At 31.8% G+C, this 26,019-nt stretch carries 16 protein-coding genes, 3 tRNA genes and 1 pseudogene; 3 read left to right on the forward strand and 17 right to left on the reverse strand.

Translation table 11 applies throughout. The features are described from left to right. Positions 1-27 precede the first annotated feature (27 nt). The 8 genes from RH98_RS02625 to RH98_RS02660 all read right to left on the reverse strand — a co-directional run bounded on the left by RH98_RS02625 (position 28) and on the right by RH98_RS02660 (position 9,650). Positions 28-1,689 (reverse strand): MBOAT family O-acyltransferase, encoded by a 1,662-nt coding sequence (locus tag RH98_RS02625; protein ID WP_010250214.1) that lies wholly within the window; start codon positions 1,687-1,689, stop codon positions 28-30. 8 nt (positions 1,690-1,697) lie between these two features. Next, the gene (locus RH98_RS02630) at positions 1,698-3,155 is read right to left on the reverse strand and encodes a LysM peptidoglycan-binding domain-containing protein (RefSeq protein WP_010250216.1); all 1,458 of its coding nucleotides are present in this window, start codon (positions 3,153-3,155) and stop codon (positions 1,698-1,700) included. Further along, positions 3,142-4,620: an SGNH/GDSL hydrolase family protein gene (locus tag RH98_RS02635; protein WP_010250218.1), complete on the reverse strand. Its 1,479-nt coding sequence runs from the start codon at positions 4,618-4,620 to the stop codon at positions 3,142-3,144. Before RH98_RS02635 ends, RH98_RS02630 begins: the two co-directional genes overlap by 14 nt. 60 nt (positions 4,621-4,680) lie before the next feature. Then, positions 4,681-6,459 carry an arginine--tRNA ligase gene (argS, locus tag RH98_RS02640; protein WP_010250220.1) on the reverse strand — a complete coding sequence of 593 codons (1,779 nt, stop codon included), beginning with the start codon at positions 6,457-6,459 and terminating at the stop codon, positions 4,681-4,683. Between the two features lie 492 nt (positions 6,460-6,951). Further along, positions 6,952-7,026 (reverse strand) — tRNA-Val (locus RH98_RS02645). A gap of 47 nt (positions 7,027-7,073) precedes the next feature. Next, positions 7,074-7,151 (reverse strand) — tRNA-Val (locus RH98_RS02650). Between the two features lie 92 nt (positions 7,152-7,243). Continuing rightward, positions 7,244-8,461: a bifunctional folylpolyglutamate synthase/dihydrofolate synthase gene (locus tag RH98_RS02655; protein ID WP_010250221.1), complete on the reverse strand. Its 1,218-nt coding sequence runs from the start codon at positions 8,459-8,461 to the stop codon at positions 7,244-7,246. Positions 8,462-8,558: 97 nt separating this feature from the next. After that, on the reverse strand, positions 8,559-9,650 hold the full coding sequence (locus RH98_RS02660; RefSeq protein ID WP_026038696.1) for an anhydro-N-acetylmuramic acid kinase: 1,092 nt from the start codon (positions 9,648-9,650) through the stop codon (positions 8,559-8,561). A 99-nt stretch (positions 9,651-9,749) separates the two neighbouring features. Here RH98_RS02660 and RH98_RS02665 point away from each other — a divergent pair, with 99 nt between their 5' ends. Then, positions 9,750-10,889, forward strand: a complete 1,140-nt coding sequence (locus RH98_RS02665; RefSeq protein ID WP_010250225.1) for an acyl-CoA dehydrogenase family protein — start codon at positions 9,750-9,752, stop codon at positions 10,887-10,889. A gap of 101 nt (positions 10,890-10,990) precedes the next feature. Here the strand turns inward: RH98_RS02665 and RH98_RS02670 are convergent, their stop codons facing one another. After that, entirely contained in the window at positions 10,991-11,851 is an 861-nt protein-coding gene (locus RH98_RS02670; protein ID WP_010250226.1) for an energy transducer TonB, read from the reverse strand. A 330-nt stretch (positions 11,852-12,181) separates the two neighbouring features. On the opposite strand from RH98_RS02670, the gene RH98_RS02675 reads away from it, so the two are divergent. Then, entirely contained in the window at positions 12,182-14,626 is a 2,445-nt protein-coding gene (locus RH98_RS02675) for an ATP-binding protein (RefSeq protein ID WP_010250228.1), read from the forward strand. Between the two features lie 74 nt (positions 14,627-14,700). On the opposite strand, the gene fabV is transcribed toward RH98_RS02675, so the two are convergent. From fabV to trxB, 4 genes are all read right to left on the reverse strand, one after another. After that, a complete protein-coding gene (gene fabV / locus RH98_RS02680; protein WP_010250230.1) occupies positions 14,701-15,894 on the reverse strand; it encodes an enoyl-ACP reductase FabV in 1,194 nt (397 codons plus the stop codon). Positions 15,895-16,154: 260 nt separating this feature from the next. After that, on the reverse strand, positions 16,155-17,117 hold the full coding sequence (locus RH98_RS02685; RefSeq protein WP_010250232.1) for an ABC transporter ATP-binding protein: 963 nt from the start codon (positions 17,115-17,117) through the stop codon (positions 16,155-16,157). 102 nt (positions 17,118-17,219) lie between these two features. Then, complete coding sequence (locus tag RH98_RS02690) at positions 17,220-17,720, reverse strand: lipocalin-like domain-containing protein (protein ID WP_010250234.1); 501 nt, start codon at positions 17,718-17,720, stop codon at positions 17,220-17,222. Positions 17,721-17,861: 141 nt separating this feature from the next. Then, positions 17,862-18,803: a thioredoxin-disulfide reductase gene (trxB, locus tag RH98_RS02695; RefSeq protein WP_010250236.1), complete on the reverse strand. Its 942-nt coding sequence runs from the start codon at positions 18,801-18,803 to the stop codon at positions 17,862-17,864. 170 nt (positions 18,804-18,973) lie between these two features. Between trxB and RH98_RS02700 the strand changes: the two genes are divergently transcribed. Next, positions 18,974-19,048, forward strand: a tRNA-Pro gene (locus RH98_RS02700). A 1,030-nt stretch (positions 19,049-20,078) separates the two neighbouring features. On the opposite strand, the gene rlmF is transcribed toward RH98_RS02700, so the two are convergent. The 4 genes and pseudogenes from rlmF to RH98_RS02720 all read right to left on the reverse strand — a co-directional run bounded on the left by rlmF (position 20,079) and on the right by RH98_RS02720 (position 26,006). Continuing rightward, the gene (rlmF, locus tag RH98_RS02705; protein ID WP_010250238.1) at positions 20,079-20,987 is read right to left on the reverse strand and encodes a 23S rRNA (adenine(1618)-N(6))-methyltransferase RlmF; all 909 of its coding nucleotides are present in this window, start codon (positions 20,985-20,987) and stop codon (positions 20,079-20,081) included. Positions 20,988-21,796: 809 nt separating this feature from the next. After that, positions 21,797-23,764 (reverse strand): annotated as a pseudogene (locus tag RH98_RS02710) (OmpA family protein). Between the two features lie 12 nt (positions 23,765-23,776). Beyond that, entirely contained in the window at positions 23,777-24,709 is a 933-nt protein-coding gene (locus RH98_RS02715) for a PorP/SprF family type IX secretion system membrane protein (protein ID WP_010250245.1), read from the reverse strand. 13 nt (positions 24,710-24,722) lie between these two features. Next, positions 24,723-26,006: a T9SS type B sorting domain-containing protein gene (locus RH98_RS02720; protein WP_010250247.1), complete on the reverse strand. Its 1,284-nt coding sequence runs from the start codon at positions 26,004-26,006 to the stop codon at positions 24,723-24,725. Positions 26,007-26,019 lie beyond the last annotated feature (13 nt).

The following is a 26,019-nucleotide window of genomic DNA, read 5'->3' on the forward strand; positions in this document are numbered from 1 at the left end:
AAATTACAAGGGATTTTTTTATTATTATTAGAATTGGAAATATATAAAAGGCTGTGGACCTGCAGTAGCAGTCGCATAAACCACCCAAAATATAAAACCTAAAAATACTGACTTCGCAAAAATAGGAGCTACATTAAACATTTGATGAGGTACTTCCATCCATTTCTTTGGAATGAAATGCCACACAAAACCTATCATTATTAATAAGAAAGCATTTTTGTAAGCAATGATAATAGTCTTCCATGCTTCCATATCAAACTCTAACTTCCCAATATTATTGATTATTGATAAGGCTGTATCAAATGAATTTGCTCTAAAGAAAATCCAACAAAATGTTACAAAGTGAAATGTAATAATTATGGATAATATCTTCCATACCCAAGAAGGCTGTTTACCTTTTGCTCGTGGAAATAGTTCCATTACAACTTTATGAATAGCTAATGCTATACCATGCAAGGCTCCCCACACAATAAAACGTAAACTAGCTCCATGCCATAAACCTCCTAATAACATTGTCGTTAATAGGTTAAAGTTTGTAAAGAAACTTTTATGTCTGTCACTTGATAATAAAATAGTAAGTGCAAAAACAATAAAAGAACCTCCCGCAATAATTAAAGGATAAGGACTTTCTTTATAATAATAGATACCCCAACTTATAACTCCTATAAAGAATAATGATGGAAATAAATACCCTCCAAAAGTTCCTTTTCTATTTCCTCCTACTGAGATATAAAGAAAATCTTTTAACCAAGTAGATAACGAAATATGCCATCTTCTCCAAAATTCAGTAATTGAAGTTGACTGATAAGGCACATTAAAGTTAATAGGTAAACGATATCCCATTAAAAGAGCAATACCTATTGCCATATCTGAGTAACCAGAGAAATCACAATAAATTTGTATCGCATAACCGTAGGATGCCATTAAGTTTTCAAATGAGGTATAGCTATTTGGTGAATCAAATACTCTATCGACAAAGTTTGTTGAGATATAATCTGATATAACTGCTTTCTTCAATAACCCTCCCACTATTAATAATAGCCCTTCATTTATATTATCTCTTGTTACACGTACAGATCTATAAATTTGGGGTAAGAAATCTTTAGCGCGAACAATTGGTCCTGCAACTAACTGAGGAAAGAATGATATAAAGAATAAGTAATCTAAGAAGTTCTTAGTAGGTTCAATCTCTTTACGGTAAATTTCAATAATATAACTAATAGATTGAAAAGTAAAGAACGATATACCTACAGGTAGAATAATATCATCTATATGAAATCCTGTGTCTGCAAAAAAGTTAACCCCATCTAAAAAGAAGTTAGTATATTTAAAATATCCTAATAATCCCAAATTGACAATAATACTCATTGTTAGGATACTCTTCTTTTTCACTTCATTTGTCGTGGTGTAGATAATCTTTGCAAAATAATAATCCATCAAAGATGACCCCAGCAGTACGATAAAGTACATACCACTAGACTTATAATAAAAGAACAAAGAAAATAATACAACATAAAGTAACCTCACATGAAAGGTTTTTCTTAATGCTATATAGAATAAATAAAAAACGATAAACATTCCTAAAAATAACCCTGAGTTAAATAACAAAGGTTCTTTAGGATTAAAAGTAAACCAGTGAATCACCTGATCCACTGTAAATGATGGTATTTCAATATTAAATAGACTCATCGATCGCCTTAATTTCTAGTATTTATATAATTGTCATAAGCTTCTATTAAGGCTTGAAAAAATAACTCTCCAGTATAATCGTACCCCTTAATAGTATAATGTACTAAGTCTTTTGCAAGTAGATTTTCATCTACTAATTTTTTTAATCCAAGTGTTCCTCCAATACTATAGTATAAATCCCAAATAGCATATTGATTATCAATTCCATTTATTATTAATCCATTTGAGTATTCACTTGCTATTGTATTAGGCTTGCCTTTTGAAAAATACGAAGGTGGAGGTGTAGTAACTAAGATACTTACATTTGGCACCTGTGCTTTTACGTTTTGTAAAAACTCATTGACATTCTTTTCAAAGTCTTCTACTGACATCCTATCAAAAGCTTCATTAGTTCCCATCGACACAATAACTAAATCAGCCTCTAAACCTTTTAGCTGCTCAAAAAATAAAGGATATTTATTATAATCACTAAACTTTGCCCCATTAACACCAATAGTGTGATAAATAATACCTGCTTTATTATTTTCAAGCACTACACCATTCAAATCATATAAATCTGATTCTTGATCTGGATAGATGTATATCTTATCTAATTCCTCTTTAAACTTAAAATCATAAAACCCCTCTGCCTTCTTACCTTCTAAACTCGTAAATACATCATGAGATATCACTACTGGTTCGCGATCAGGTGTAGGAATTGAAAGTTTCTTTCCTGCATGAATCGTATTATTTTTAAGCTTATTAAGAGACTTTAAGGTATTGACTGTTATCTTATATTTATTAGCGATTGATGATAAAGATTCCCCATTTCGAATAGTGTGAGTTATCTTCTTCGGAACAGAAGATTCTAGTTTTATATGTTTATCTGCTAATCCTAGTTTATACACCCCGCTATTATCAGGAGTAAATACTTTCATTCGTGAAAAACCATATTCAGAATCTCTTACACTTAATTCAATCACTAAGTTTTTATTATCTGTAGCTAAAGCAATACCACTTAGTCCAACATTAGCACCATTTACAGGATAAATATTTCGGTAACTCGTCCAATCCACATTACTTGTATAACGTACAATTGAACTCCCATTTGTTTTTGCTAATTTATATGGAAATGCAAAACCAAAACCTCCATTACCGAATCTATCTTGCAACATTTTTCTCATCTTACCACTAAAAAAATCAGCTTGAATATGAGAGTCTCCAATATGGACTATATTTATTTTTCCTTGTTTATTCTTTTCAAGTAACCGTAATTTCTCAAAAAAATCAACTAAGTCTTCTGTATAATAAATTTTACTTTTCATTGCAGTTGTATCTGCAATTTCATTTATTAAAGAATCACCTTTCGTATTACTATCCTCAAATCCTACACGATATCTAATAGTATCTCTTTCTTTTTGTGCATAACCCCAAGTACTTAAAAGAAAACTAACTATTAGAAGTATAGATTTTTTATTCTTTATCATGTTTTTTTATTGTATCTAATACATTTGTATTTAATGCCTTTACTTCTTCTACTTTTCTTATTGAATCCTCACGTTTTTTAACTTCCATTTTTAACGTCGCTTCTTTTTTCTGCTTATAATCAGCATATCCAGTTTCAAGACGTTCGAAAATCAAATTAGAAACTTCTTGAGCACCTTTAAAATTAAAGTGGGTGTAATCTTTATTTGCTTTTACTGGTGATTCTTCTACCCATTTTACCATAGATCCTTCACCGCCCATAGCTTCATATAAATTAAAGAAACCTGTATGAGATTCTATAGCATACTTTCTTTGTGCTTTTACAAGAGGTAAAACAGCAGAATCCGTTTTCATAGTCAAATCATACTTTGTTCCTTTATCTGCTGTAGATATAACTAATATGGATGCATTAGGAAAACATTGTTTTAAATGACTCACTACTCTACTCATTTGTTTAGTGTACCAACTATAATTATATGATCCATAATTAAGTACGTTAGTACCATAATGCAACACAATTAAGTTATAATCTAAATTGCGTTGAAACTTCTGCATTAAACTTACCTTCAATAACGATAATGGCAAACCTGAGTTACCTCTACTTGAGAAATTATCAACCTGAACACCAGTATTAGCACTTACATCAATTCCATAAAATGGGATAGAATCAGCATGTTGAAACATTACCTTAATTTGTCTGATACTACCATCAGCAAGTTTTAATCTATTTAATTCAGCACTTGCATTCAATGATTTGACAATAGTATCTTTACCTATAATAACTGATACTTTACCCTTTGTATTGTTTGAACTACCAAAATATAACGTCGGTGTATGTAAAGACGTCATATTCTTAATATTACCAGCTTGTAATGAAACCCATGTATCCTTAATAGTATCTTTTACAAAAAATACCTGACCAGATACTCCAAAAGGTTTAATTGGTTTCTTCACATTAAGATAAGATTGTACTTTCCAATTTGGAGAATATCGATGGACAACTGATCCTCTAGATTTTGCAGATTCCACAGTAATAGGAATATATCCTACTCCTCCTCCACTATATTTATTTTGATAACTTTTACGTAAATCTTGGACAATCATGTCTCCGTCAGTCATCGAATCGCCATAATATCCAATGCGAACGCGTTTTGTCTTTGACTGCTCCAATTCAAATAATTTTGCATAAAAAGACTCCAGATAAATCATTCCTTTAAATGAAATTTCTGATTCATTAGATACAAGTTCTGATTCGTCTATATAATAAACATTGTCATTACTTGTTTTATCTTCTTTATCATCTGATTTTATTACTTGTTTTTCGTCAATTGAATCATCTGGCTTTGCCTCCTCAATTGCTTCTAACAATAAACTATCTATGACAACATTATTTGTCTTAGGTGCTTCTTCCGAAAATATTTTACTTGGTAAATTACCTTTGAAGAATAAAAAAAAGCCACTTGCCATAACTATGATGGCAAATGACTGTATAAGGTATGAGTTATTTTTTTTCACGTATATAAAAAATTACATACGGTCTGGTACTGCAATACCTAATAAAGTAAATGCATCTTTTATTACCAAACCAACTTTTTGAGATAGTTGAACTCTAAATATTTTCAAATCATTATCCTCTTCTCCAAGAATAGATACTGTTTGATAGAACGAATTATACTCACGAACTAATTCATAAACATAATTTGCAATCAAAGCAGGGCTATGTGTACGAGCTGCATCCTGAATTACTATAGGGAATTCCTCTAATAATTTCAACAACTCTTTTTCTTTTATATCTAAAGTAATACCCTTTATCTCTTTTGAATAATCAAAATCAGCTTTTCTTAATATAGATTGAATACGAGCATAGGTATACTGAATAAAAGGTCCTGTATTACCCGCAAAATCAACAGATTCTTTTGGATTAAACATCATCCCTTTTCTAGGATCAACTTTTAGTATAAAATATTTAAGAGCACCTAAACCGATTGTTTCAAACAATATTGCACGCTCTTCTTCAGAATATCCTTCTAACTTACCTAATTCCTCTGAAATTGTTTTAGCAGTTTCTGTCATCTCTTGCATTAAATCATCAGCATCGACAACAGTTCCTTCTCTACTTTTCATTTTACCAGAAGGAAGTTCTACCATACCATAAGATAAATGATATAAACTTTCAGCCCAGTCAAAACCAAGGCGCTTAAGAATTAAAAATAATACCTTAAAGTGATAATCTTGTTCATTACCCACAGTATAAACCATTCCTCCTACATCTCCAAAATCATTCACACGTTGAATAGCTGTACCTATATCTTGAGTCATATATACAGATGTACCATCGCCACGTAATACAAGTTTTTCATCTAAGCCTTCATCAGATAGATCTATCCACACAGAGTTATCTTCTTTTTTAAAGAATACACCATCTGCTAAACCTTTTTCTACAATGTCTTTTCCTAATAAGTATGTATTACTTTCATAATAAACTTTATCAAAGTCAACACCTAAGTTTTTATATGAAACCTCAAAACCATCGTATACCCATTGGTTCATCGTTTTCCATAATTCTATAACTTCAGGCACATTATTCTCCCAATCAACTAGCATTTGTTTTGCTTCTTTGATTAGTGGAGCTTCTTTCTTAGCTTCTTCTTCTGACATGCCTTGAGCCATTAGCTCTTTTATTTGGCCCTTGTACTCGACATCAAACTTTACATAATAGTTACCTACTAATTTATCACCTTTTAAACCAGCCAATTCAGGTGTTTCACCATTACCATATTTCTGCCATGCAAGCATAGATTTACAGATGTGGATCCCTCTATCATTAATGATTTGAGTTTTATATACGTTCTTCCCTGAAGCTTTTAAAATTTCAGCAACTGAGTAACCTAGTAAGTTATTTCTTACGTGTCCTAAGTGTAATGGTTTATTTGTATTAGGTGAAGAATACTCTACTAATATTGACTTATCACCTTCTTTAGGAGTTACATAACCGAAATGCTCTTTTTCGCGAATAGCATTAAAGAAATCAATATAGTAACTATCTGATACAAGTAAATTTAAAAAACCTTTTACTACATTAAACCGTTCTATAACAGATGTGTTTTCTACCAAATACTCACCTATTTTAGTACCAATTTCTACTGGGTTTCCCTTAATTTGTCTTAAAAAAGGAAAAATAACCACTGTAATATCGCCTTCGAACTCTTTTCTTGTCGCCTGATATTCAACTTTATCTACGGATACACCGTATAATTGTTGAATTGCCTTCTCTATCTGCGGAGTTAAAATCTGATTTAATGTCATTTTTTAATTTTTTATTAAGAGGCAAAGATAATTTAATTTACTTCATTTATTAAATAGTCTTATAGGAAAATTATTCAAAAAATTAAGTTTCCTAATATAAACATTATCAAACACTAAGACATTAAATACTATAAGACCGCCTATACCGAAACTCCCTAATCCTAAATAATCTAATCAATACCTATTGATGGTTTACAATAAAATGACTTCCTTTATATAGAAATCCTCTTTATTGATTAATAATTTCCAGAAACAAACTTTCAATAGAATCAACATCTTTAAAATATTAATTTCTTTTTATACAGATTAACCAAACTGTATGCATAAACACAACTTTTAGAATTGATCCATATAGTTATGCCTATAAAATTGGCAGTTAAAAGAGGATTCTCCAATACTAAATTTACAAAGTATTGTATAAAACCGTACATCAGTTTTGTACTATAAATAAATAAAAAAAGCCTCACATTAAAAATGTGAGGCTTGAAGTAGTGGGCGATGAGGGATTCGAACCCCCGACCCTCTCGGTGTAAACGAGATGCTCTGAACCAACTGAGCTAATCGCCCAAAATTATCTTTTATCTAAATTTTGGATATGTCAATATTTTAGAAAATGGTGGGCGATGAGGGATTCGAACCCCCGACCCTCTCGGTGTAAACGAGATGCTCTGAACCAACTGAGCTAATCGCCCATTTTCTTTTTAAAAGAACGTGTAATCGTTTGTTGATTACGGGTGCAAATATACGACGTGATTTTAATTCCGCAAGCTTTTTCTCATTTTTTTTATAAAATTTCTGCTACTACGAATGTGCTTCCCCCTATATAAATCAAGTCCTCAGCGTTAGCCAACTCTTTAACTTTTTCATAAGCTTCTGGTATTGAACTACAAACTTCTCCATTTAATCCAAACTCTTTTGCTTGGCTCGCTAAAATATTTGCATCTAAGCCTCTCGAAATTTTTGGAGTCGCAAAATAATATTTTGCATTTTTTGGTAGTAAAGGAAGAACTGAAGTCAAATCTTTATCATTAACTACACCAAAAACAATATATAAATCGTGATAAGATTCATTCTTTAATTGATTCATGACAATAGTTAGCCCATGCGCATTATGTGCAGTATCAGCAATAGTCTTAGGACTATCACTTAAAATCTGCCAGCGACCTAATAAATTTGTATTATTTACAACATTTAATAATCCTTTTTCTTCCTGCTCTTCTGTTATATTAAAGTATTTTCTTAACAATTCAATTGTTTGACGAACTGATTTAATATTACTCTTTTGATAATCACCTTTTAAATCAGATACAAGTTTATTATCTATATAGGTATCTTGTGCAAAATAAATAGGTGCATTTAAGCTTTTAGCTTTTGATAAAAATACTGGTTTTGTCTCTTCTGTATATTCCCCAATAACTACAGGTACATCTTGTTTTATAATTCCTGCTTTCTCACCGGCAATCGCTTCTAATGTATTTCCTAAAAACGAAGTATGATCTTTTCCTATATTAGTAATTACAGAAACTAAGGGCTCTATAATATTAGTAGCATCAAGTCTTCCCCCCATACCTACTTCTATCACTGCTACATCGACGGCTTCTAATTTAAAAAACTCAAAAGCCATTCCTACTGTCATTTCGAAAAAACTCAAGTCATTCTCTTCAAAGAACGCTTTGTTTTTAGCAATAAAATCAATCACAAATTCTTCGGTAATTTCTTCCCCATTTATTTTAATGCGTTCTCTAAAGTCTTTCAGATGCGGCGATGTATATAATCCTACTTTATATCCAGCCTCTTGTAATATAGAAGCAAGCATTGAAGAAGTAGATCCTTTACCGTTAGTACCAGCAATATGTATCGTTTTAATACTCTGCTGAGGATTATCTAAATGGTTAACCAATTTTATGGTATTTGATAAATCTGCTTTATAAGCTACTGCACCCTTTTGTTGATACATTGGCAGTTGAGCAAACATCCAATCTAATGTTTCTTGATATGTCATCTTTATTAAAAAAAGAGATAAGCAATACTTACCTCATATAATCTATATTAATTATGTTACCTCCTAGTTTTTTTTATTTAGTAAGAAATACATCTCTTTAGTAATTCTTATTAAAATGGTCATATATTTTACCTGAACTATGGTCATACTTAGCACCAGTAACACTAGCTAAGACATTAACCTCGTCACGCATTCTTAATACCCCCAAAAATCCAAAAATCAATGCTTCTTTAAAATCAATTAACTTCTCTTCTGGTTTATAAAAATCTAAATGTGGAGCAAAATGACGTAAGCGGTGCAATAAATAATTATTGTGAGCTCCACCTCCCGTTACTAATATTTTACTTCCCTCTTTTAATGGAATTCCTTTATTAATCTGAAATCCTATATGATCAACCATCGTTGCTAATTTATCTTCTACAGATAAATTATACTTCGCAAAAACAGGTTTGATAAAGGTATTCACAAATTCAACACCTAAAGATTTAGGTGCATCAAGACTGTAATAATCAATAGCATTCAACTCTTCAAATAATTGCTTGTTTACAGTTCCTTTCTCTGCCAATAAGCCATCTTTATCATAAGACAAACCTAGTGTAGCAACCTCATCGTTTAGCACTACATTAACAGGACAGATATCATAAGCAATGCGATACTTTAAACGATTATCATAAGATACGTTAGCAAAACCACCAAGATTTAAACAAGCTTGATAATCAGAGAATAATAACTTATCTCCAATAGGTACTAATGGCGCTCCTTGCCCTCCTAATAATACATCTTGTACCCTAAAATCACAAACTACTTTCTGTGCTATTAAATCTGCTAAGATTGGTAAATTCCCTATTTGTAAAGTATATCCTAAATCAGGGCGATGAAAAATAGTATGTCCATGGGAACAAACTGCATCTATATGCTTAATATTATTTTTTGCAATAAACTCTTGTATAATACTTGCTAAATGCACAGTATATTGCTCGTCTATCTTATCTATTTCTGTTCTATTTAGTGTTATAGCTTCTGCTAATTTCTTTTTCCACAAATCTGAATAAGATATTGTTTCTGCAACAACAATGTTAAAATCCCATTGTTTCTTAACATCAAATTCAAATTCAATATAAGCTAGATCAACTCCATCTAATGAAGTGCCTGACATTACTCCTAAAATATTATAATGATGCTTTTTCATAGCGATAAAATTACATAATGTTAATTGAATAATTAATTTAATTCGCATATATTTGAGAGCCTACTTTGGTAAAATAACTAAAAAATTAAAAAACTATAGATGGATTTTAAATTAACAGAAGAGCAGCTAATGATTCAACAAGCTGCTAGAGATTTTGCACAAACTGAACTATTACCTGGGGTAATAGAGAGAGATGAAAAACAGATTTTCCCTACAGAACAAGTAAAAAAACTAGGAGAACTTGGATTCTTAGGTATGATGGTAGATCCAAAATATGGAGGAAGTGGATTAGATAGCGTTTCTTATGTATTAGCTATGGAAGAAATTGCTAAGGTAGATGCATCTGCTGCAGTAGTTATGTCTGTTAACAACTCATTAGTATGTGCTGGTTTAGAAAAATACGCGAGTGAAGCTCAAAAAGAAAAATATCTAAAACCATTGGCATCTGGACAAGTAATAGGTGCTTTCTGTTTATCTGAACCAGAAGCAGGATCTGATGCTACTTCTCAGAAGACTACAGCAGTTGACATGGGGGATTACTATTTATTAAACGGTACTAAAAACTGGATAACTAATGGTAGCACTGCAGATTATTATCTAGTAATTGCACAAACTCACCCAGAGAAAAAACATAAAGGTATAAATGCATTTATTGTTGAAAAAGGTTGGGAAGGCTTTGAAATTGGAGCTAAAGAACAAAAAATGGGAATTCGTGGTTCTGACACGCACTCATTAATGTTTACAGATGTTAAGGTACCTAAAGAAAATAGAATTGGAGAAGATGGTTTTGGTTTCGCATTCGCTATGAATGTACTAAATGGTGGTAGAATTGGTATTGCTTCTCAAGCATTAGGAATTGCACAAGGAGCTTATGAATTAGCTCTTAAATATGCAAAAGAAAGAAAAGCTTTTGGAACTGAAATTATTAATCATCAAGCTGTTGCTTTCAAACTAGCAGATATGGCTACTCAAATTTCTGCTGCAAGAATGCTTTGTTTTAAAGCAGCAGTAGAAAAAGATGCTGGTCAAGACATTTCACTTTCTGGTGCAATGGCTAAATTGTTTGCTTCAAAAACAGCAATGGACACTACTGTAGAAGCTGTACAAATTCACGGTGGTAATGGTTACGTAAGAGAATACCATGTAGAGCGTATGATGCGTGATGCTAAAATCACTCAAATCTATGAAGGTACTTCTGAAATCCAGAAAATTGTAATTTCAAGAGGAATTGCAAAATAAATAATATAGAAATTATATAATACAAAAGGCTGCTTACTTTTATAATGTAAGCAGCCTTTTTTCTATGTAAAACGTATCACTCTTTAATTTCTTTTTTAATATTATCTAACTTGCACAGTCACAGGTAATGTAAATTGAGAACGCACTGGTTTATTATTCTGAATAGCTGGAGACCATTTAGGCATTTGTTTTAATACTCTAATCGCTTCTATTCCTACGCCATAACCTGAATCCCTCAAAACTTTAATATCAGAAAGTGAGCCATCTTTCTCTACAACAAACGAAAGAATAACACTCAATGTTTTCACGTCACTACCTAAATTTGGTGTACGAAATTTAGTCATAAATTGTTTTGTGAAAGCTGGCATACCACCATAAGGAAATGCCTGCTCCTGCACAGCTATAAAAATATCATTTTTAGCTCCTTCATCGGTACCTTCTCCTCCTTCAACTCCATTTTTATCTGTACCTATTATACCATCAATAACAATAGTCCCTTCAGAATCCCCCTCTATCGTAGCAGCACCAGGTTCACTATCAATGAAAATATCTTGAGAAGGAAGTTCATTGGTTTGATCAACATTGGAACTTACGATTGGTGTAGTATATTCAATAGTACTTACAGTAGATGCTGGAGCACTAGCAGCCTTTTCAATGACCTCATCTTTCTTAATTTCTTCTTTTGGCAACTCTAGTTTATCTAATTCTATCATCTTATCAATCACCTCTGAATGATAATAAATTTTACTAGCATTACTCATTGCTGTATTACTATCATATAAATATGATTGAATAACAGATGGTATTACAAAAACTGAGCTAAACAAAAACATTCCCCCAAAAAGGGCAAATATTGTTGTTTTGGGATTTTCGAGTCTTAATTTATAAGCCCCATACTCTTTATTGCGATGTTCAAATATAATGTCCACCCAATCTTTCTTAAATAAATTCATCTTAGACATAACTGACTTTTTAAATTAACACTCTGCACACGTTAAGAACAAGTTCACAACACCTACTAAAATTAAATAACAATTATTTAAAAACAAAACATATTTAATATTTTTTATTCAAAAACAAAAACCACATAAAACTATTTTTAACTTTATAATAACAAAAACAACTTCTTATACTATAAGCAAAAACAATTTGAAATAGCTGTATTCTAATCTTTTCTAGTAATTTGAAAAGATAAAAGCGATGAATTTCTATTTTTTAATTAACAATTGTAAATGCAAAAGACTCTCAACTTCTTTTGTACTTTTGTCTTTGTAAAATCTCATAATTTAAATATGAAAACGACATTGTCCATCAAATTAAAAATCTTCTTTTTATACCTCATATTATTTACTACAGTAATATTATCGGGAGCTTATATATATAAAGAAGCGAAAAAGTTTACTGTTCCAGAAGCTTTGATGGTAGAGGAAAATAATAAAGTTTTTTTAGTTAGTAGTACAATAAATAACTTATATAATTCGGAGGCTTATAGTAGAAACGCTATATTGACTGGTAACAATAAAGATATTCAAATTTATTACCAACAACTGGATACTATTGTTAATCAAATAGATCTAATTCAAAAAGATATTCATGACAAAGTTACTATCTCAAAATTAAATACTGTAAAGGAACTTATCATAAAGAAAAAGAAGAGCTTTAATGGTTTAGTACAAGCAAGAAAAGCATCTAATCAAGCTAATTTTAGTGATGCATTATCTGAAATTTACGATATACGAGAAGAAATAGAAAAAAACATTGAACCTATAATCATACAAACTAGAGATAAGCAAAAAAGAAGTGCTTGGGCGAGGCTATTTAAAGGTGATAATACAGATACCATAAAAACTACTGTCAACTACCCTAGTATTTCAGACTCTTTAATTAATGCTGTTCAGCGAATATTTGAAGAAAATCAAAAGAAAATAAATGAACAACAAAAAAATCTTTTCTTACAAGAACAAAAATTACTTGAAGAAAATAAAAACATCACTAACCAATTAAGAGATATATTGCAAAATGTAGAAAAGAACATTATCGCATTATCATATCAAAAAATCAATGAATCTAAATCCCATATAAGTACAGCCTCTACTAATATTGCGTATATAGGTGGATCTGCGCTAATTGTCATTATTATATTGGGATGGATTATTATACGAGATATTAATCAGAATCAAGAGTATCGTTTAGCATTAGAAAAACTAAATAAAGAAAGAGAAGTATTATTAAGGAGTAAAACGATGTTATTAGCAACAGTAACACATGACTTACAGACACCTCTTGGTGGTCTTATTGGTTTTACAGACTTACTTGATCATAGCCAATTAGATAACAAACAAAAACAATATGTCACAAATATAAAATCATCTTCCCAATATATTAGAAATTTAGTGAATGACTTAACTGACTTTTCTCGTTTAGAAAATAATAAAATAAGTGTCAATGTAAAAACTGTGAATATCGCTGATATAATTACAAACACATGTCATTTGTTATTGCCAAATGCTGAGAATAAAAAAATAAAACTACAATGGGAAATCGATCACTCTTTAAATACTTATTTTAAAACTGACCCTTACCGTATCAAACAAATTTTAACGAACTTAATATCTAATGCTATTAAGTTCACGCAAAATGGAGGTGTCTTTATTACTGCCACTCGAGCAAATGATATACTTACTATTCAAGTAAAAGATACTGGTATAGGGATAGATAAAAATGACATAAATAACATTTTTAAAGAATTCAAACAGGCTCATGAAGGAATCGAAAAGAAATTTGGAGGTACTGGACTTGGCTTAAATATCTCGAAGAGGTTAATAGAGTTATTAGGTGGTACTATTACAGCCGAGAGTACTTTAGGTGAAGGATCTATTTTTACCATTACTCTTCCTATTATTGAAAGTGATAGCACTGATGAATTTACATCTAAAGCTGAGTATCAAAAACAATTCGAAATTTTTAAAGAAAACACTATCTTAATCGTAGATGATGATAAAATTCAACTTCAATTAATGGAAGAGATATTATCTCCTATTTTTAAAAAAGTAATTTTAATCAATGATTCTACAGAGGTATTAGATATCCTACACAATAATAAAGTAGATATAATATTATCGGATATTCAAATGCCTAAATTAGATGGTTTTGAATTATTAAGCCAAATTAGGAGCAAAGTAATCTATAACGCTATACCTATCATAGCATTATCAGGTAAAAGAGATTTATCTCAAGAAGATTTTGTAAAAACTGGCTTCACATCTTCGCATCCTAAACCTTTAGAGTTAAATGAATTATTAATTCAGATTGGTCAATTATTATATCCTGATCAGCGTTTTAAAAAACATAAAGTAGATGTTAGCGAAGTCGTTGATGAAAAGATAACGACAATGAAAAAATCATACAATACAGAAACATTAAAACAATTTACAGGTGACGATAAAGAAGCACTAAATAATATCTTAGTAATATTTTTAGAAAGTACAAACGAAAACTTATTAGATATAAACTATGCGGTCGAAGAATTTGATCTAAATACACTGGGAAATATTGCACATAAAATGCTACCTATGTTTAGACAACTAGAGATTGAAACAGTAATACCTATATTAGAACAACTCGAAGATCAAACTATAAGTTTTAATTCAAAGCAAAATTTAATAGATTATACAAAAGATTTAGAAGATAAGATAAGACACATCCTTAGTCTAATTAAAGAAGATCATCTTTCTTAAATAACGTAAGCAAATACAACAAAAAAAGGGTAACATCACTTGATGTTACCCTTTTTTATTATCATCTATAGATATTATTTAATACTTTCTACACCTACTAATTCGTTTGTGTCAGCATTATAATCAATCTCATCAAATTCAAATCCAAATAAATTAAAGAACTCTTTTTTATATCCTTCAAGATCTGAAATTTCCATAATGTTTTCTGTCGTTACTTGCTTCCATAATTCAGCAACTTCAGCTTGTACATCCTCTCTCATTTCTAAATCGTCAACACGAATACGACCAGCCTCATCTAATAATGTTGATTCACTATATAAACGCTCAGCTAGTAAACGTTGCATTTGTTCAATACATCCTTCATGGATACCTTTTTCTTTCATTACTTTATACAATAAAGAAATATATAAAGGTACTACAGGAATAGCAGAACTTGATTGCGTTACTAAAGCTTTATTCACAGATACATATGAAACACCATTTATATCTTTTAATAAATTATTTAAATAAGGTACAGTAGCTTCTAAGTCATTTTTAGCCATACCTATTGTTCCATTTCTATAAATTGGGAAAGTTAATTCTGGCCCTATATAAGAGTAAGCTACAGTTTTTACACCATCAGCTAATACGCCAGCAGCTTTTAAATCTTCCATCCAAAACTTCCAATCTTCTCCACCCATAACAGCAATCGTATTATCGATATCTTCTTGTGATGTAATAGGATCGATTGTAATTTCACTAACTACTCCACTGTGAAAATCAACAGTTTTATTTGAGAAAGGTTCCCCAATAGGTTTTAGAACTGAAGAATAAGCCACTCCTGTTTTTGGATGTGTTCTTCTAGGCGAAGCCAAACTATAAACGACTAAGTCTACTTGTCCTAAATCTTCTTTAATTAAATCAATTACTTGCTTTTTAATTTCATCAGAAAAAGCATCTCCATTTACACTCTTAGCATACAATCCTGCCTGGTGTGCTTCTTTTTCAAATGCTGCAGAATTATACCATCCTGCTGTTCCTGGACGTCCCTCTGACGCAGGCTTTTCAAAAAATACTCCAATGGTAGCTGCATCTGAACCAAAAGCTGCAGAGATACGTGAAGCTAATCCAAAACCTGTAGATGCTCCAATAACTAACACCTTTTTTGGTCCGTTATTAATTAGTCCTTTAGACTTTACATATTCAATTTGCTTTTTAACATTTTCAGCACATCCCTCAGGATGAGACGTTACGCAAATAAAACCACGTGTTCTAGGTTGTATTATCATTATAAATCTTTTTCTACTTATTGAATTAATTCCAAGTTGCAAATTAAGCATTTTCTTTAAACAAACCACGCTCGTGATTCATAATTTTAGTATACCAGCTAGACCTGCAATTTTTTACTTTATTATTGTGGTGAATTATTTAAAATATCTCACTACCTAAAATTTTAAGAACAAACAGAAACTATTTTTCTATAACCCTAAAATTGTTACTCAAACTTATTGAAAATAAAAAACGCTACTGAGTTTCAGTAGCATCTATATTACTCATATTTTCGTAAAGCTAATTTTATAACCGTTTCCGGCTCAATATATAGTGGGTGCTCAAAAAATATTGTACGATTATCGCTATAATCACATTTTACTAAATAACCATTACCTTGAAAAAAACTCTCCTTTACAGTTACTTCTAATTGACCTTTTTGATTAGAACGCATCAATTGATGTGGATACACTAGCATCAACTCATCATTTAATTTATTACCCGTAAAATCAGAAATATATAATTCGTTAACTTCACTAAATAATGATGCTACATACTTGTTAATAGGAAATTCGTAAACTTCTCTAGTTTCTCCTACATCTATAAGCTCACCTTCTTTCAAAACAACTGTTTCATCAGCAAATCCTAAAGAATCAATACTGTCGTGAGTAGCGACGATACAAGTTATTCCCTGCTCTTTTAAATAGGAAAACAAGTTTCTTCGCAAAGAACTTCTTCGTGAATAATCAATATGACTAAAAGGTTCATCAAGTAATAGTATCTCTGGTTCTAGTGCTAATACTTTTGCCAAAGCTACTCTTTGTTGTTGTCCACCACTTAAGAATTTCACTTTAACATCAGCATACTCTACTAAATCAACAATTTTTAATAGCTCGTGAATGCGCTCTTTCTTTTTATCCATATAGATATTTGATAAAAACTTTCCTACATTCTCCGCTACTGTTGTATGAGGCATTAAATCATAATCTTGCGCTAAATAACGCATATTATCCATCCCTGGAACTAAATTATATGCTGGACCAAGTACTTTTTTTCCATTCCAATAAATCTCTCCCTCATCTAAATCATATAAACCATAGATTAATTTTAGCAAAGTACTCTTGCCACAACCACTTTCTCCAATCAAAGCGATATGTTTTCCTTTTTCTAAAACTAAGTCAATTTCCTTTATTATAGGATTATCTTGTGTATAACTAAATGATATATTCTTAAGTACTAACATTATTATTTTTTAAGAGGTACAAATATAAGAATATACTAAGATGAGTAATAGCTTTTATTACAAAATACAAGTTAAACATATCACTCAAATGAATAAAAACACCTATTTACCTAGTACTAAGTCTAATTGATATTCATTTTCTCCTTCATGTTGAATTATATTAGTTAAAATAATATTTCCCTCTTCTTCTTTTAGTTCAGAAAAAACAACATCATTAAAAAAAGCATTAGCACTATTAGCATCAACCCTTATCTCATATTTATTTTCTTCTATCTTCTTCCATTTTCCTTTTCTTTCTTCTGTTTGCTCAACACATGCGTAATCAACTTCATTTTCTTCTAAAGTACCATCATCTAAAAATGTAATTGTTGATTTTACTTCACACTCATTAAGCCCTAAATCCATTCCATTTAAGATTAATGCTTTAATATACCAAGTTCCAATAATGACATCAACTTCCTCTGGCTCAGGTTCTGGTTCTGGCTTAGGATCTGGTTTCTCAATTTTAGAATCAGGAATAGAATAAGGTACGTTATCATCACTTTGACACTTAACGAAAAATAACACAATAAGTGTTATTAAAAAAAACAATCTTGTCTTCATTTATATTTTATTAACTATATTAAAAAATAAATATAGTGAAATATTTTGTTAAAATTAACAAAATACAAAAAGATTGTACTAAAAAAAATAGGCTCTTAAAAGTAATTATTAAGAGCCTATCCACGTTATTATATCTTATGATTATTTACTAGCTAAATAACGCTCAGCATCTAAAGCAGCAATACAACCTGACCCAGCAGCAGTAATTGCTTGGCGATAATCTTTATCTTGTACATCACCACAAGCAAATACTCCAGCAATATTTGTTTTACTAGTTTTTCCTTTTGTTATTAAATAGCCTGTTTCATCCATATCTAAGAAACCTTTAAAGATATCTGTATTTGGTTTATGTCCTATAGCTACAAAAAATCCTGTTGCAGGAATATCAGTTAATTCACCAGTCTTATTATTCTTTACTCGGACACCTGTAACTACATTTCCATCACCAAGTATTTCTTCTGTGACAGTATCCAATAATATTTCAATATTAGCAGTATTTCTTACTCGATCTTCCATAATACGAGAAGCTCTAAACTTTTCACTGCGAACAAGCATAGTCACCTTTTTACATAGTTGTGATAAATAATGTGCTTCCTCACAAGCTGAATCTCCAGCACCTACTATAACAACCTCTTGATTTCTATAGAAAAAACCATCACATACAGCACACGCAGAAACTCCTCCACCCAATGATAAATAATGTTGCTCTGATGGCAATCCTAAATATTTTGCTGTTGCACCTGTAGAAATAATAACTGTATCTGCATGAATTTCGATTGAATCATTAATCCACACCTTTTTAACATCTTCACTAAAGTCAACTTTAGTTGCCCAACCATCGCGAATATCAGCACCAAAACGTTGTGCTTGTGCTTGCAATTGCATCATCATTTCTGGTCCAGTTACTCCATCAGGATATCCTGGAAAATTTTCCACTTCATTCGTAGTAGTTAACTGCCCACCAGGTTGCATTCCCTGATACAAAACAGGATTCATATTTGCTCTCGCTGCATAAATTGCAGCTGTGTATCCAGCAGGACCTGAACCAATAATCAGGCACTTTACTCTTTCTATATCAGACATATTCCATTAATTTATTATTACAAAACAAAAATACTTTTTTTATCAGCATATAAAAATAAGAAGCTACAGAATTTACCAATAGTGAAATAATTATAATTTATTTTATTTTTTTCTTGCCAGAGAAAAAAAAATATTCTACCTTTGCACTCGCAATGACAAAATAAGTCTAGCGGGGTGTAGCGTAGCCCGGTCATCGCGCCTGGTTTGGGACCAGGAGGTCGCAGGTTCGAATCCTGCCACCCCGACTTAATAAGAGAACCGTAAATGATATCATTTACGGTTCTTTTTGTTTATAACTACTCGTAACCTATATGACATAATTAACTACGATAGTTACAGTTATAACTGAATTTTGCTTAATCTAAGTAATCTGAAATCAGTAGAATCTCTCTTACTGTATTTTTACCTCATAATACATAAAACCATTAAGCCTAAACTCATATTTGAATATTATAACTTTTTTATTCGCTCTTTCCAGATATAACTCATCACTACAAAAAGTCATTATAACTATTTACTGATAAGGGAAATAATTACCTAAAATTGTCCTTACTTACCTTTTGAACAATACCACAAAACGCTACAAACCCAGTAAAAACAAGGCTTAAAGAGCAATATCAAAGGTCAACTAGGGAGTTTGTTCGGGTACGGTTCGAGAATCGTTCGAGAAAGCATTGCAGAAACGGGGGTGTTCCCGAACAAGAGTGCAACCATCCCTGAACTACACTGGGATTAAACGCAAATTAGAATCCAAAAAAAACACTGTAAAAAAGAAAATAATATTTTCTTTTTTACAGTGTTTTAGCGAGGTGAATTACACTTTGATTTGCGTAATTTTATAAAAAAACATCAGTTATAACACTGATTAACAGTACAAAGATACAATTTTTTAAATTCACTATTATAAGTGGTATTATAAAGTAGCTAACTAAATGGAGAATTATTGTTTCAAAATATTCAATGATACAAACCATATTTTCTCCTATTCATTTTTTAACTTTTTCTAGCTCCCCTTCAAATACATCGTCAAACTACTCACAATACTTAAAGTTTGCTAAGAATTACCTCTATTCTTCACAACATAATAGTATCACCTTAGCACAATTATCTCCTCTATGGGTATTGATATTGTGTGCTTTTATACTTATCTATTCAATATGGCTATAATTGCAAAAAGCTCCTAACAAGGAGCTGTTTGCAATTATATTTTCATACTTTCTATATTCTGAGGAATTAACTCTTTCGTTAAATAATAAGGCTATTGAGAAAAATCTATTAAAATCTCCAAGCCAATATTCTACTTACCTTATTACCTTGTTCCATAGTAATCACTCGTACTTCTGCAGTTTCAGAACGTTTAAGTAAAGCTTGTAAAGGTTTTAGATGTTCTTTATTAGAAACTAAAGTGGTAAACCAAACTGCCTGTCTTTTAAAGTGTTTGCTCTCATAGATATAATTTGTAATAAAAGCTTTTTCTCCGCCTTCACACCATAGTTCATTATTCTGTCCACTAAAGTTCTGTATAGGCTTTCCTATAATCTCTTTTCCTAAATTCTTTAACTTCTGTGTTGTTTTAGCTAATACTTCTTCCCTAGATTTAAAAAATGGTGGATTACAAATTACTACATCAAAGTATTCTCTCTCTCCTATTATATTTTTAAGAATATTTCTTTTACTTGTCTGCTGGCGAATTATCACATTATTCTTTAGGTGGGGATTATTATCTATGATATGACTAGCAGTTTTAATAGACACTACATCTACCTCAGACCCTACAAATGTCCATCCATACTCAGCTACACCTATAATGGGATAAATCACATTAGCTCCTATTCCTAAATCAAGTATTTTTATTTGTTTTCCTGTTGGGATCTTACCATTATTTCCTTCTGCTAATAGATCTGCGATATAATGTATATAATCTGCACGACCTGGTATAGGAGGACATAGATTCGTCTTAGGCATTTCCCAAAACGTAAGCTTGTAATCCTTCATTAAGATAGCCTTGTTCAACAGCACTACTGCTTCAGGTTTTGCAAAATCAATTGTATCTACTCCTGATGGATTCTTAATGATATAAGCCTCCAATTCAGGCACAACATTTTTCAGCTTATCAAAATTGTAAAGTTGATTATGTTTGTTGCGTTCGTGTAATTTCTTCTGTGTTGATTTGCCCTGTTTCATTATTTTCTTATTTGCTACAAAATTAGACTATTTCTTATGGATTTCGATACCATTATTACTAGTAAATAGTGAACCTAAAGAATTTTTATAATCATCTAGTTCTTATACAAATAAAAATACAAAAACTCACCTAGTACATAAATACTCTATAAATCATAAATATCTATCATCACAGTAGATCAATCTTCACTCTTAATAAAAGTAATAATGATGACCAATTACAAGACTAGTTAGATTATTTGGCAAAAGACACTACTTTAAACTCTTCCAAAGGCTGTCAAAATTATCAGCAATCTTTACAAAATAGGCACGCTTAAGAGCATTATAAAATTTCTTATTTTCTTCTTCCACCATATTTGTATTTAGATAATATTTTGCATTAATATCATTTATTCGCTTTACAAAAAAATCTCAAAATACGTTTGATGAACGCTTTGCTCTATTGTCAAAATAACAATTACTTCTACTATATTAATCATTCGCTGAGAAACTGGAAACGGACTTCTGGAAATCGGTAACCTACGTTATAGAAATAGAGAACCGGTTCAATGGAATTTAAAAAGAGAGAATATCTACTTACTTATGAGTTCCTTTTTTTTACTAATTATAGTCTTACTACAATTAGTTTTTCCTTAAAGTTAATTCCCCATTACTCTTTCCCATAAGTCTAAAAACAAAAAGGGATGTCAAATGACACCCCTTTTCTGGCTAAGTACTGTTAGTTTTATATCCTACAGCAAGGATGGTCGAAAAAAAAATTGTTTTGTTGTTTCTATAGCAAAGTACTGCTGCTATATATTAACTTTAAATTAAAGTTCTTTCACTATAAACTCACTACGACGGTTTAGCTGATGCTCTTCAATTGTACATGGTACTCCATTACTACACTTGTTAAGCAATTGGCTCTCACCATAACCGCGTCCTGTAAGTCTTTCTTTGTCAATACCCTGCTCGATCATCCATTTCATCGTTGATTTCACACGTCGATCTGAAAGCTTCATATTGTATGCATCATTTCCTCGACTATCAGTATGCGAACGAACATCAATCTTCATTGTTGGATATTCTTTCATTACCTCCACTACTTTCATCAATTCTATCTGAGCATCTGGACGTATATTCGACTTATCAAAGTCAAAATAGATTGGTTGTAGTTTCAGTTTCTTAAATAAGTCATCTTCTAAGCCAATTGGCTCATGTGTTTTCTCAAGTCCAATATTAACTGTTTTGAATCCTGGCTCACGGCTGACAGTAAAGACAACCTCTACCGTATTATAACTTTCTTTCTCTGCCTTGATTCTGTATTTCTCTCCACAGTTTAAGAAATCACTCTTGTAATATCCCTTATCATCGGTGTATAACGTATCTGACTTTTCATATAAAGCATCAGAGATTACAACCATCGCTTGAGCTAAGATTTCTTGGGTATTCTTATCATATACAATTCCCTCTAAGGCTTGCTGACAAGGTTTCTCACTAAAGAAATAGATATCATCTCCTCCTCGTCCATCGGCTCTATTAGAGCTCACAAATCCTTTACCTGCTTTTGGTTCTATGTAAAAACTAAAGTCATCCATGCTACTATTGATAGGACTTCCTATATTAGAAGGTTTACCTAAAGTACCATCTACATTTATCTTAGCTACAAATACATCTAAACCACCAAGTCCTGGGTGACCATCTGATGAGAAGAACAAGAAGTTATCCTTAGAGATAAAAGGAAAAGTCTCTCTACCTGATGTATTGATCTTATCTCCTAAATTCTCTGGTTTTCCGTATTCTCCATTTTCATAAATAGCAACTCTAAAGATGTCTGACTGTCCTAAAGTTCCTTTTCTATCTGATGCAAAATAAAGCCACTTGTCATCTGGTGATAAAGCTGGATGGGCTGTATTAAAGTTGTCCGAATTAAACGGAAGCTCCAATACCTGTCCCCACAACCCATCCTCTTGCTTTGTCGCTTTGTATATTTTCAGTAGTGATGATTTGTCTTTATTGTTCTTTCTTCTACCACTGTTCTTTGAATTGTTTCGAGTAAAATACATCGTCTTACCATCACTTGTAAAGACTGCTGTTGCATCATTTACCTTTGAGTTTAACTCCTTGGCAAATAGTACTGGTTCTGAAAAACCGCTTTCTTTAGTGATCTCAGAGCTATATAAACTAGTGAAACTCTCATTGGTCCACTCGTGTATCTTACTTGAAGAAACATTCTCTGTAGCTCTTGCTGATGTAAAGATCAAGTGATTCCCTAAAAGCGTAGCCCCATAGTCTGAATACTCTGTATTGATACTTATAGGTTTTAACTCATAGCGCTCATACTGATTCTCTATCTTCTTTAAATACTCTTTGTTGGATTCAAATAATTGAGCTCTAGAATCGTCTTTCTCCAAGGCAACAAACTCTTGCATGATTTGATTAGACTTGTCGTACTGCTCTGTAGCTTTTAGCGTTTGAGCATAGCGATAATAGTATTATGAACTAATTGGCTCTTGACCTTTATCATCATACTCTCCTTCAAATAATTCAGCATACCACTTATTCGCCTCTATTAGTTTCCCATTAAAGTAATAAGCATCAGCTAGTTTTTGCAGCATGTCTGCATTCTTATACCCTTTATTTGCAATGCGCTCATAGATCTTAATAGCATCTACGTAAGCATATTTGTCGTATTCTTTATTAGCTTTCTTCTCTGCCACTCCTTGTGCTTGCCCGCTAAAGACTCCTGCTAATAGCAGAGCTGAGAAAAACCCTATTTTCTTTACCTGTTTTATCATACCTTTTGTTTTTTAGAAGAAACGCGGTGCGTTAATTCTTCCACTGCGGTTAAACAATTCAAAGCGCAAAAAGATTTCATGTGATCCTGAATTGTAACGACGAAGATTAGTCGTTTCAAAATCATAGGTATATCCGATAAATAAATTATCGTTTACTTGAAATCCCGCCAACGCGCTCACTGCTGCATCCCAACGGTATGCGGCTCCCACTGTTACTTTCTCTGCTAGTAAAAAGTTGGCAGTTAAATCTACTTGTAATGGAGCTCCTTCAATTGCCTTTGCCAAAAAGGCTGGTTTGAATTTCACATTGTCACTAAAGTCAAAAACATATCCCCCGATTAAATAATAATTTAGTTTCTGACGCATCGTAGTTAAATCATTATCATCGTAGCGAGTTGTAGTTAAAAAGTTAGGTACTGAGAATCCTAAATACGCCTTATCTGAATATAAATAAATACCTGCTCCCACATTTGGAGTAAACTTATTATCGATATTCTCTTGAGATACCGGATCAGTTGTATTGTGGATATGTAATTTTGTATAATCTACATTTAACAAATTAGCTGTTCCTTTTAATCCAAAAGCCAATTTGTATTCATAATTCAAATCAATAGCATAGGATAGATCAATAGAGATATTGTTTTCATCCATCGCTCCTAATCTATCATTGGTAAAGTTTACCCCTAATCCTAGTCCTGATTCACCTATCGGACTTGAAACTGATAAATTAGCTGTTTTGGGTGCTCCATCAAGTCCAACCCACTGTGTACGGTACAATCCAAATACAGTCATCGTACCCCTACTTCCTGCGTAAGCGGGATTTACTTGGTTGGTATTGTACATATACTGAGTGTACTGTGGGTCTTGTTGAGCTTGCATACTTTGAAAGCAGCCTATAGCAAATAGGCTGATTCCAAATAGTTTTATTGTTTTACTGATTCTCATCTGCTAGATTTAATTAATTTGACTCTAGGTGTAAATAACCTGATTTCTTAATCATGCGACTTCCTTCTTTGCCTTTGTATTCATAGGTCACGATATAATAATATGTACCTGTTGGCAATTTCTCATTTTTATTTACTGTTACTCTTCCGTCTGAGAAACCTCTAAATACATTTCCTCGACTGTCATAGTTAGTAGTCTCAAAAACTCTAACTCCCCAACGGTTATAAATCTCTACACTATTGTTTGGAAAACGTTGGATATTATCAATGATAAAGTAATCATTCTTGCCATCTCCATCTGGAGTAACTAAGTTGTAAATAACAACATCTCCATCTAAAATCCAGTCTGTTTTAACAGTAGCTAACGTGAAAAAACCATAGCCTTTTACACTTGTAGCTGTGGTGATTTCTTTTGCATTTACATCAACTACTCCTCCTTCATCTACCCATAATTGCTGTTTAGCATCCCAGCGTACAATGTGAAGTTCTTCTGCAGGATTAGCTAGTAGTGCCTTTGGCGTAGTTAGCTCATGCCAACTAAGAGTAAGTAGAATATCACCTTTACTATTGTCATTCCCTTTTTCTACTGTCCAATATTCATTCTCATCTAAAAGATTAATCACACCACTCTTTGCATTTCTTGCTCTAAAAAAGTTCTTATCTTCTAAATTGTATTTACCTAGATAAATATCTTTTTCACTCTCTGGAGCTGAGATACGAGCATATCGGTAAAGTCCTTTATCTCCTTTAGGATATTGAAACTCCTCATTTCCTATCTTTTCTACAAAGCCTTCTGCATGACTGCGATCTGTTGGATTTATAGCCTGTGCTCCCTTGTGAAAAGTAAGCATCCCTGATAGTGAATCTACCTTGACAATTCCATCTTTAAAATCAACCGAACCCAATACGTTTAACTCGTTCTTCAAGTCAAATGCTACTTCGTCTTTTTCATTGTCTAAAATAACATGGTAAAACTCTGAAGGTTTACTTCCTGAAATTAACTGCTTTCCTTTCTCTTCATAACGAGTGAAAATAGCGGTAGATTCCTTAGCTCCTTTACTGTGATAATAAAGATTATCATTGTTAAAGTTGCTGTAGTAATAAACCGTACCATCATTCTTAACAACTCCACTATCGCCATTGTCAAAGTCATAAATTGTAGATAATAGTCCACCCTCTGCAACTGATATAGTTCCTTGGTTGACCATTACCTTATCTTGACTTGCAACTTGTGCTAATGTTGTGATTGGTAGTAAAAGCCCTACTAAAGCAAAATGATTTATATTTCTTGATTGCATAATTTGCAGTTTT

It is taken from the genome of Myroides injenensis M09-0166, assembly GCF_000246945.1.
GTDB classification, from domain to species: Bacteria; Bacteroidota; Bacteroidia; order Flavobacteriales; family Flavobacteriaceae; genus Flavobacterium; species Flavobacterium injenense.

Bases quoted from the DNA above. Each gene is read 5' to 3' on its own strand.
- rlmF (WP_010250238.1), bottom strand. From the start codon at position 20,987: ATGAAACAGGGCAAATCAACACAGAAGAAATTACACGAACGCAACAAA.
- RH98_RS02720 (WP_010250247.1), bottom strand. From the start codon at position 26,006: ATGCAATCAAGAAATATAAATCATTTTGCTTTAGTAGGGCTTTTACTA.
- RH98_RS02630 (WP_010250216.1), bottom strand. From the start codon at position 3,155: ATGATAAAGAATAAAAAATCTATACTTCTAATAGTTAGTTTTCTTTTA.
- RH98_RS02685 (WP_010250232.1), bottom strand. From the start codon at position 17,117: ATGTTAGTACTTAAGAATATATCATTTAGTTATACACAAGATAATCCT.
- trxB (WP_010250236.1), bottom strand. From the start codon at position 18,803: ATGTCTGATATAGAAAGAGTAAAGTGCCTGATTATTGGTTCAGGTCCT.
- RH98_RS02635 (WP_010250218.1), bottom strand. From the start codon at position 4,620: ATGGCAAGTGGCTTTTTTTTATTCTTCAAAGGTAATTTACCAAGTAAA.
- RH98_RS02670 (WP_010250226.1), bottom strand. From the start codon at position 11,851: ATGTCTAAGATGAATTTATTTAAGAAAGATTGGGTGGACATTATATTT.
- RH98_RS02665 (WP_010250225.1), top strand. From the start codon at position 9,750: ATGGATTTTAAATTAACAGAAGAGCAGCTAATGATTCAACAAGCTGCT.
- RH98_RS02660 (WP_026038696.1), bottom strand. From the start codon at position 9,650: ATGAAAAAGCATCATTATAATATTTTAGGAGTAATGTCAGGCACTTCA.
- RH98_RS02655 (WP_010250221.1), bottom strand. From the start codon at position 8,461: ATGACATATCAAGAAACATTAGATTGGATGTTTGCTCAACTGCCAATG.
- RH98_RS02625 (WP_010250214.1), bottom strand. From the start codon at position 1,689: ATGAGTCTATTTAATATTGAAATACCATCATTTACAGTGGATCAGGTG.
- RH98_RS02715 (WP_010250245.1), bottom strand. From the start codon at position 24,709: ATGAGAATCAGTAAAACAATAAAACTATTTGGAATCAGCCTATTTGCT.
- fabV (WP_010250230.1), bottom strand. From the start codon at position 15,894: ATGATAATACAACCTAGAACACGTGGTTTTATTTGCGTAACGTCTCAT.
- argS (WP_010250220.1), bottom strand. From the start codon at position 6,459: ATGACATTAAATCAGATTTTAACTCCGCAGATAGAGAAGGCAATTCAA.
- RH98_RS02690 (WP_010250234.1), bottom strand. From the start codon at position 17,720: ATGAAGACAAGATTGTTTTTTTTAATAACACTTATTGTGTTATTTTTC.
- RH98_RS02675 (WP_010250228.1), top strand. From the start codon at position 12,182: ATGAAAACGACATTGTCCATCAAATTAAAAATCTTCTTTTTATACCTC.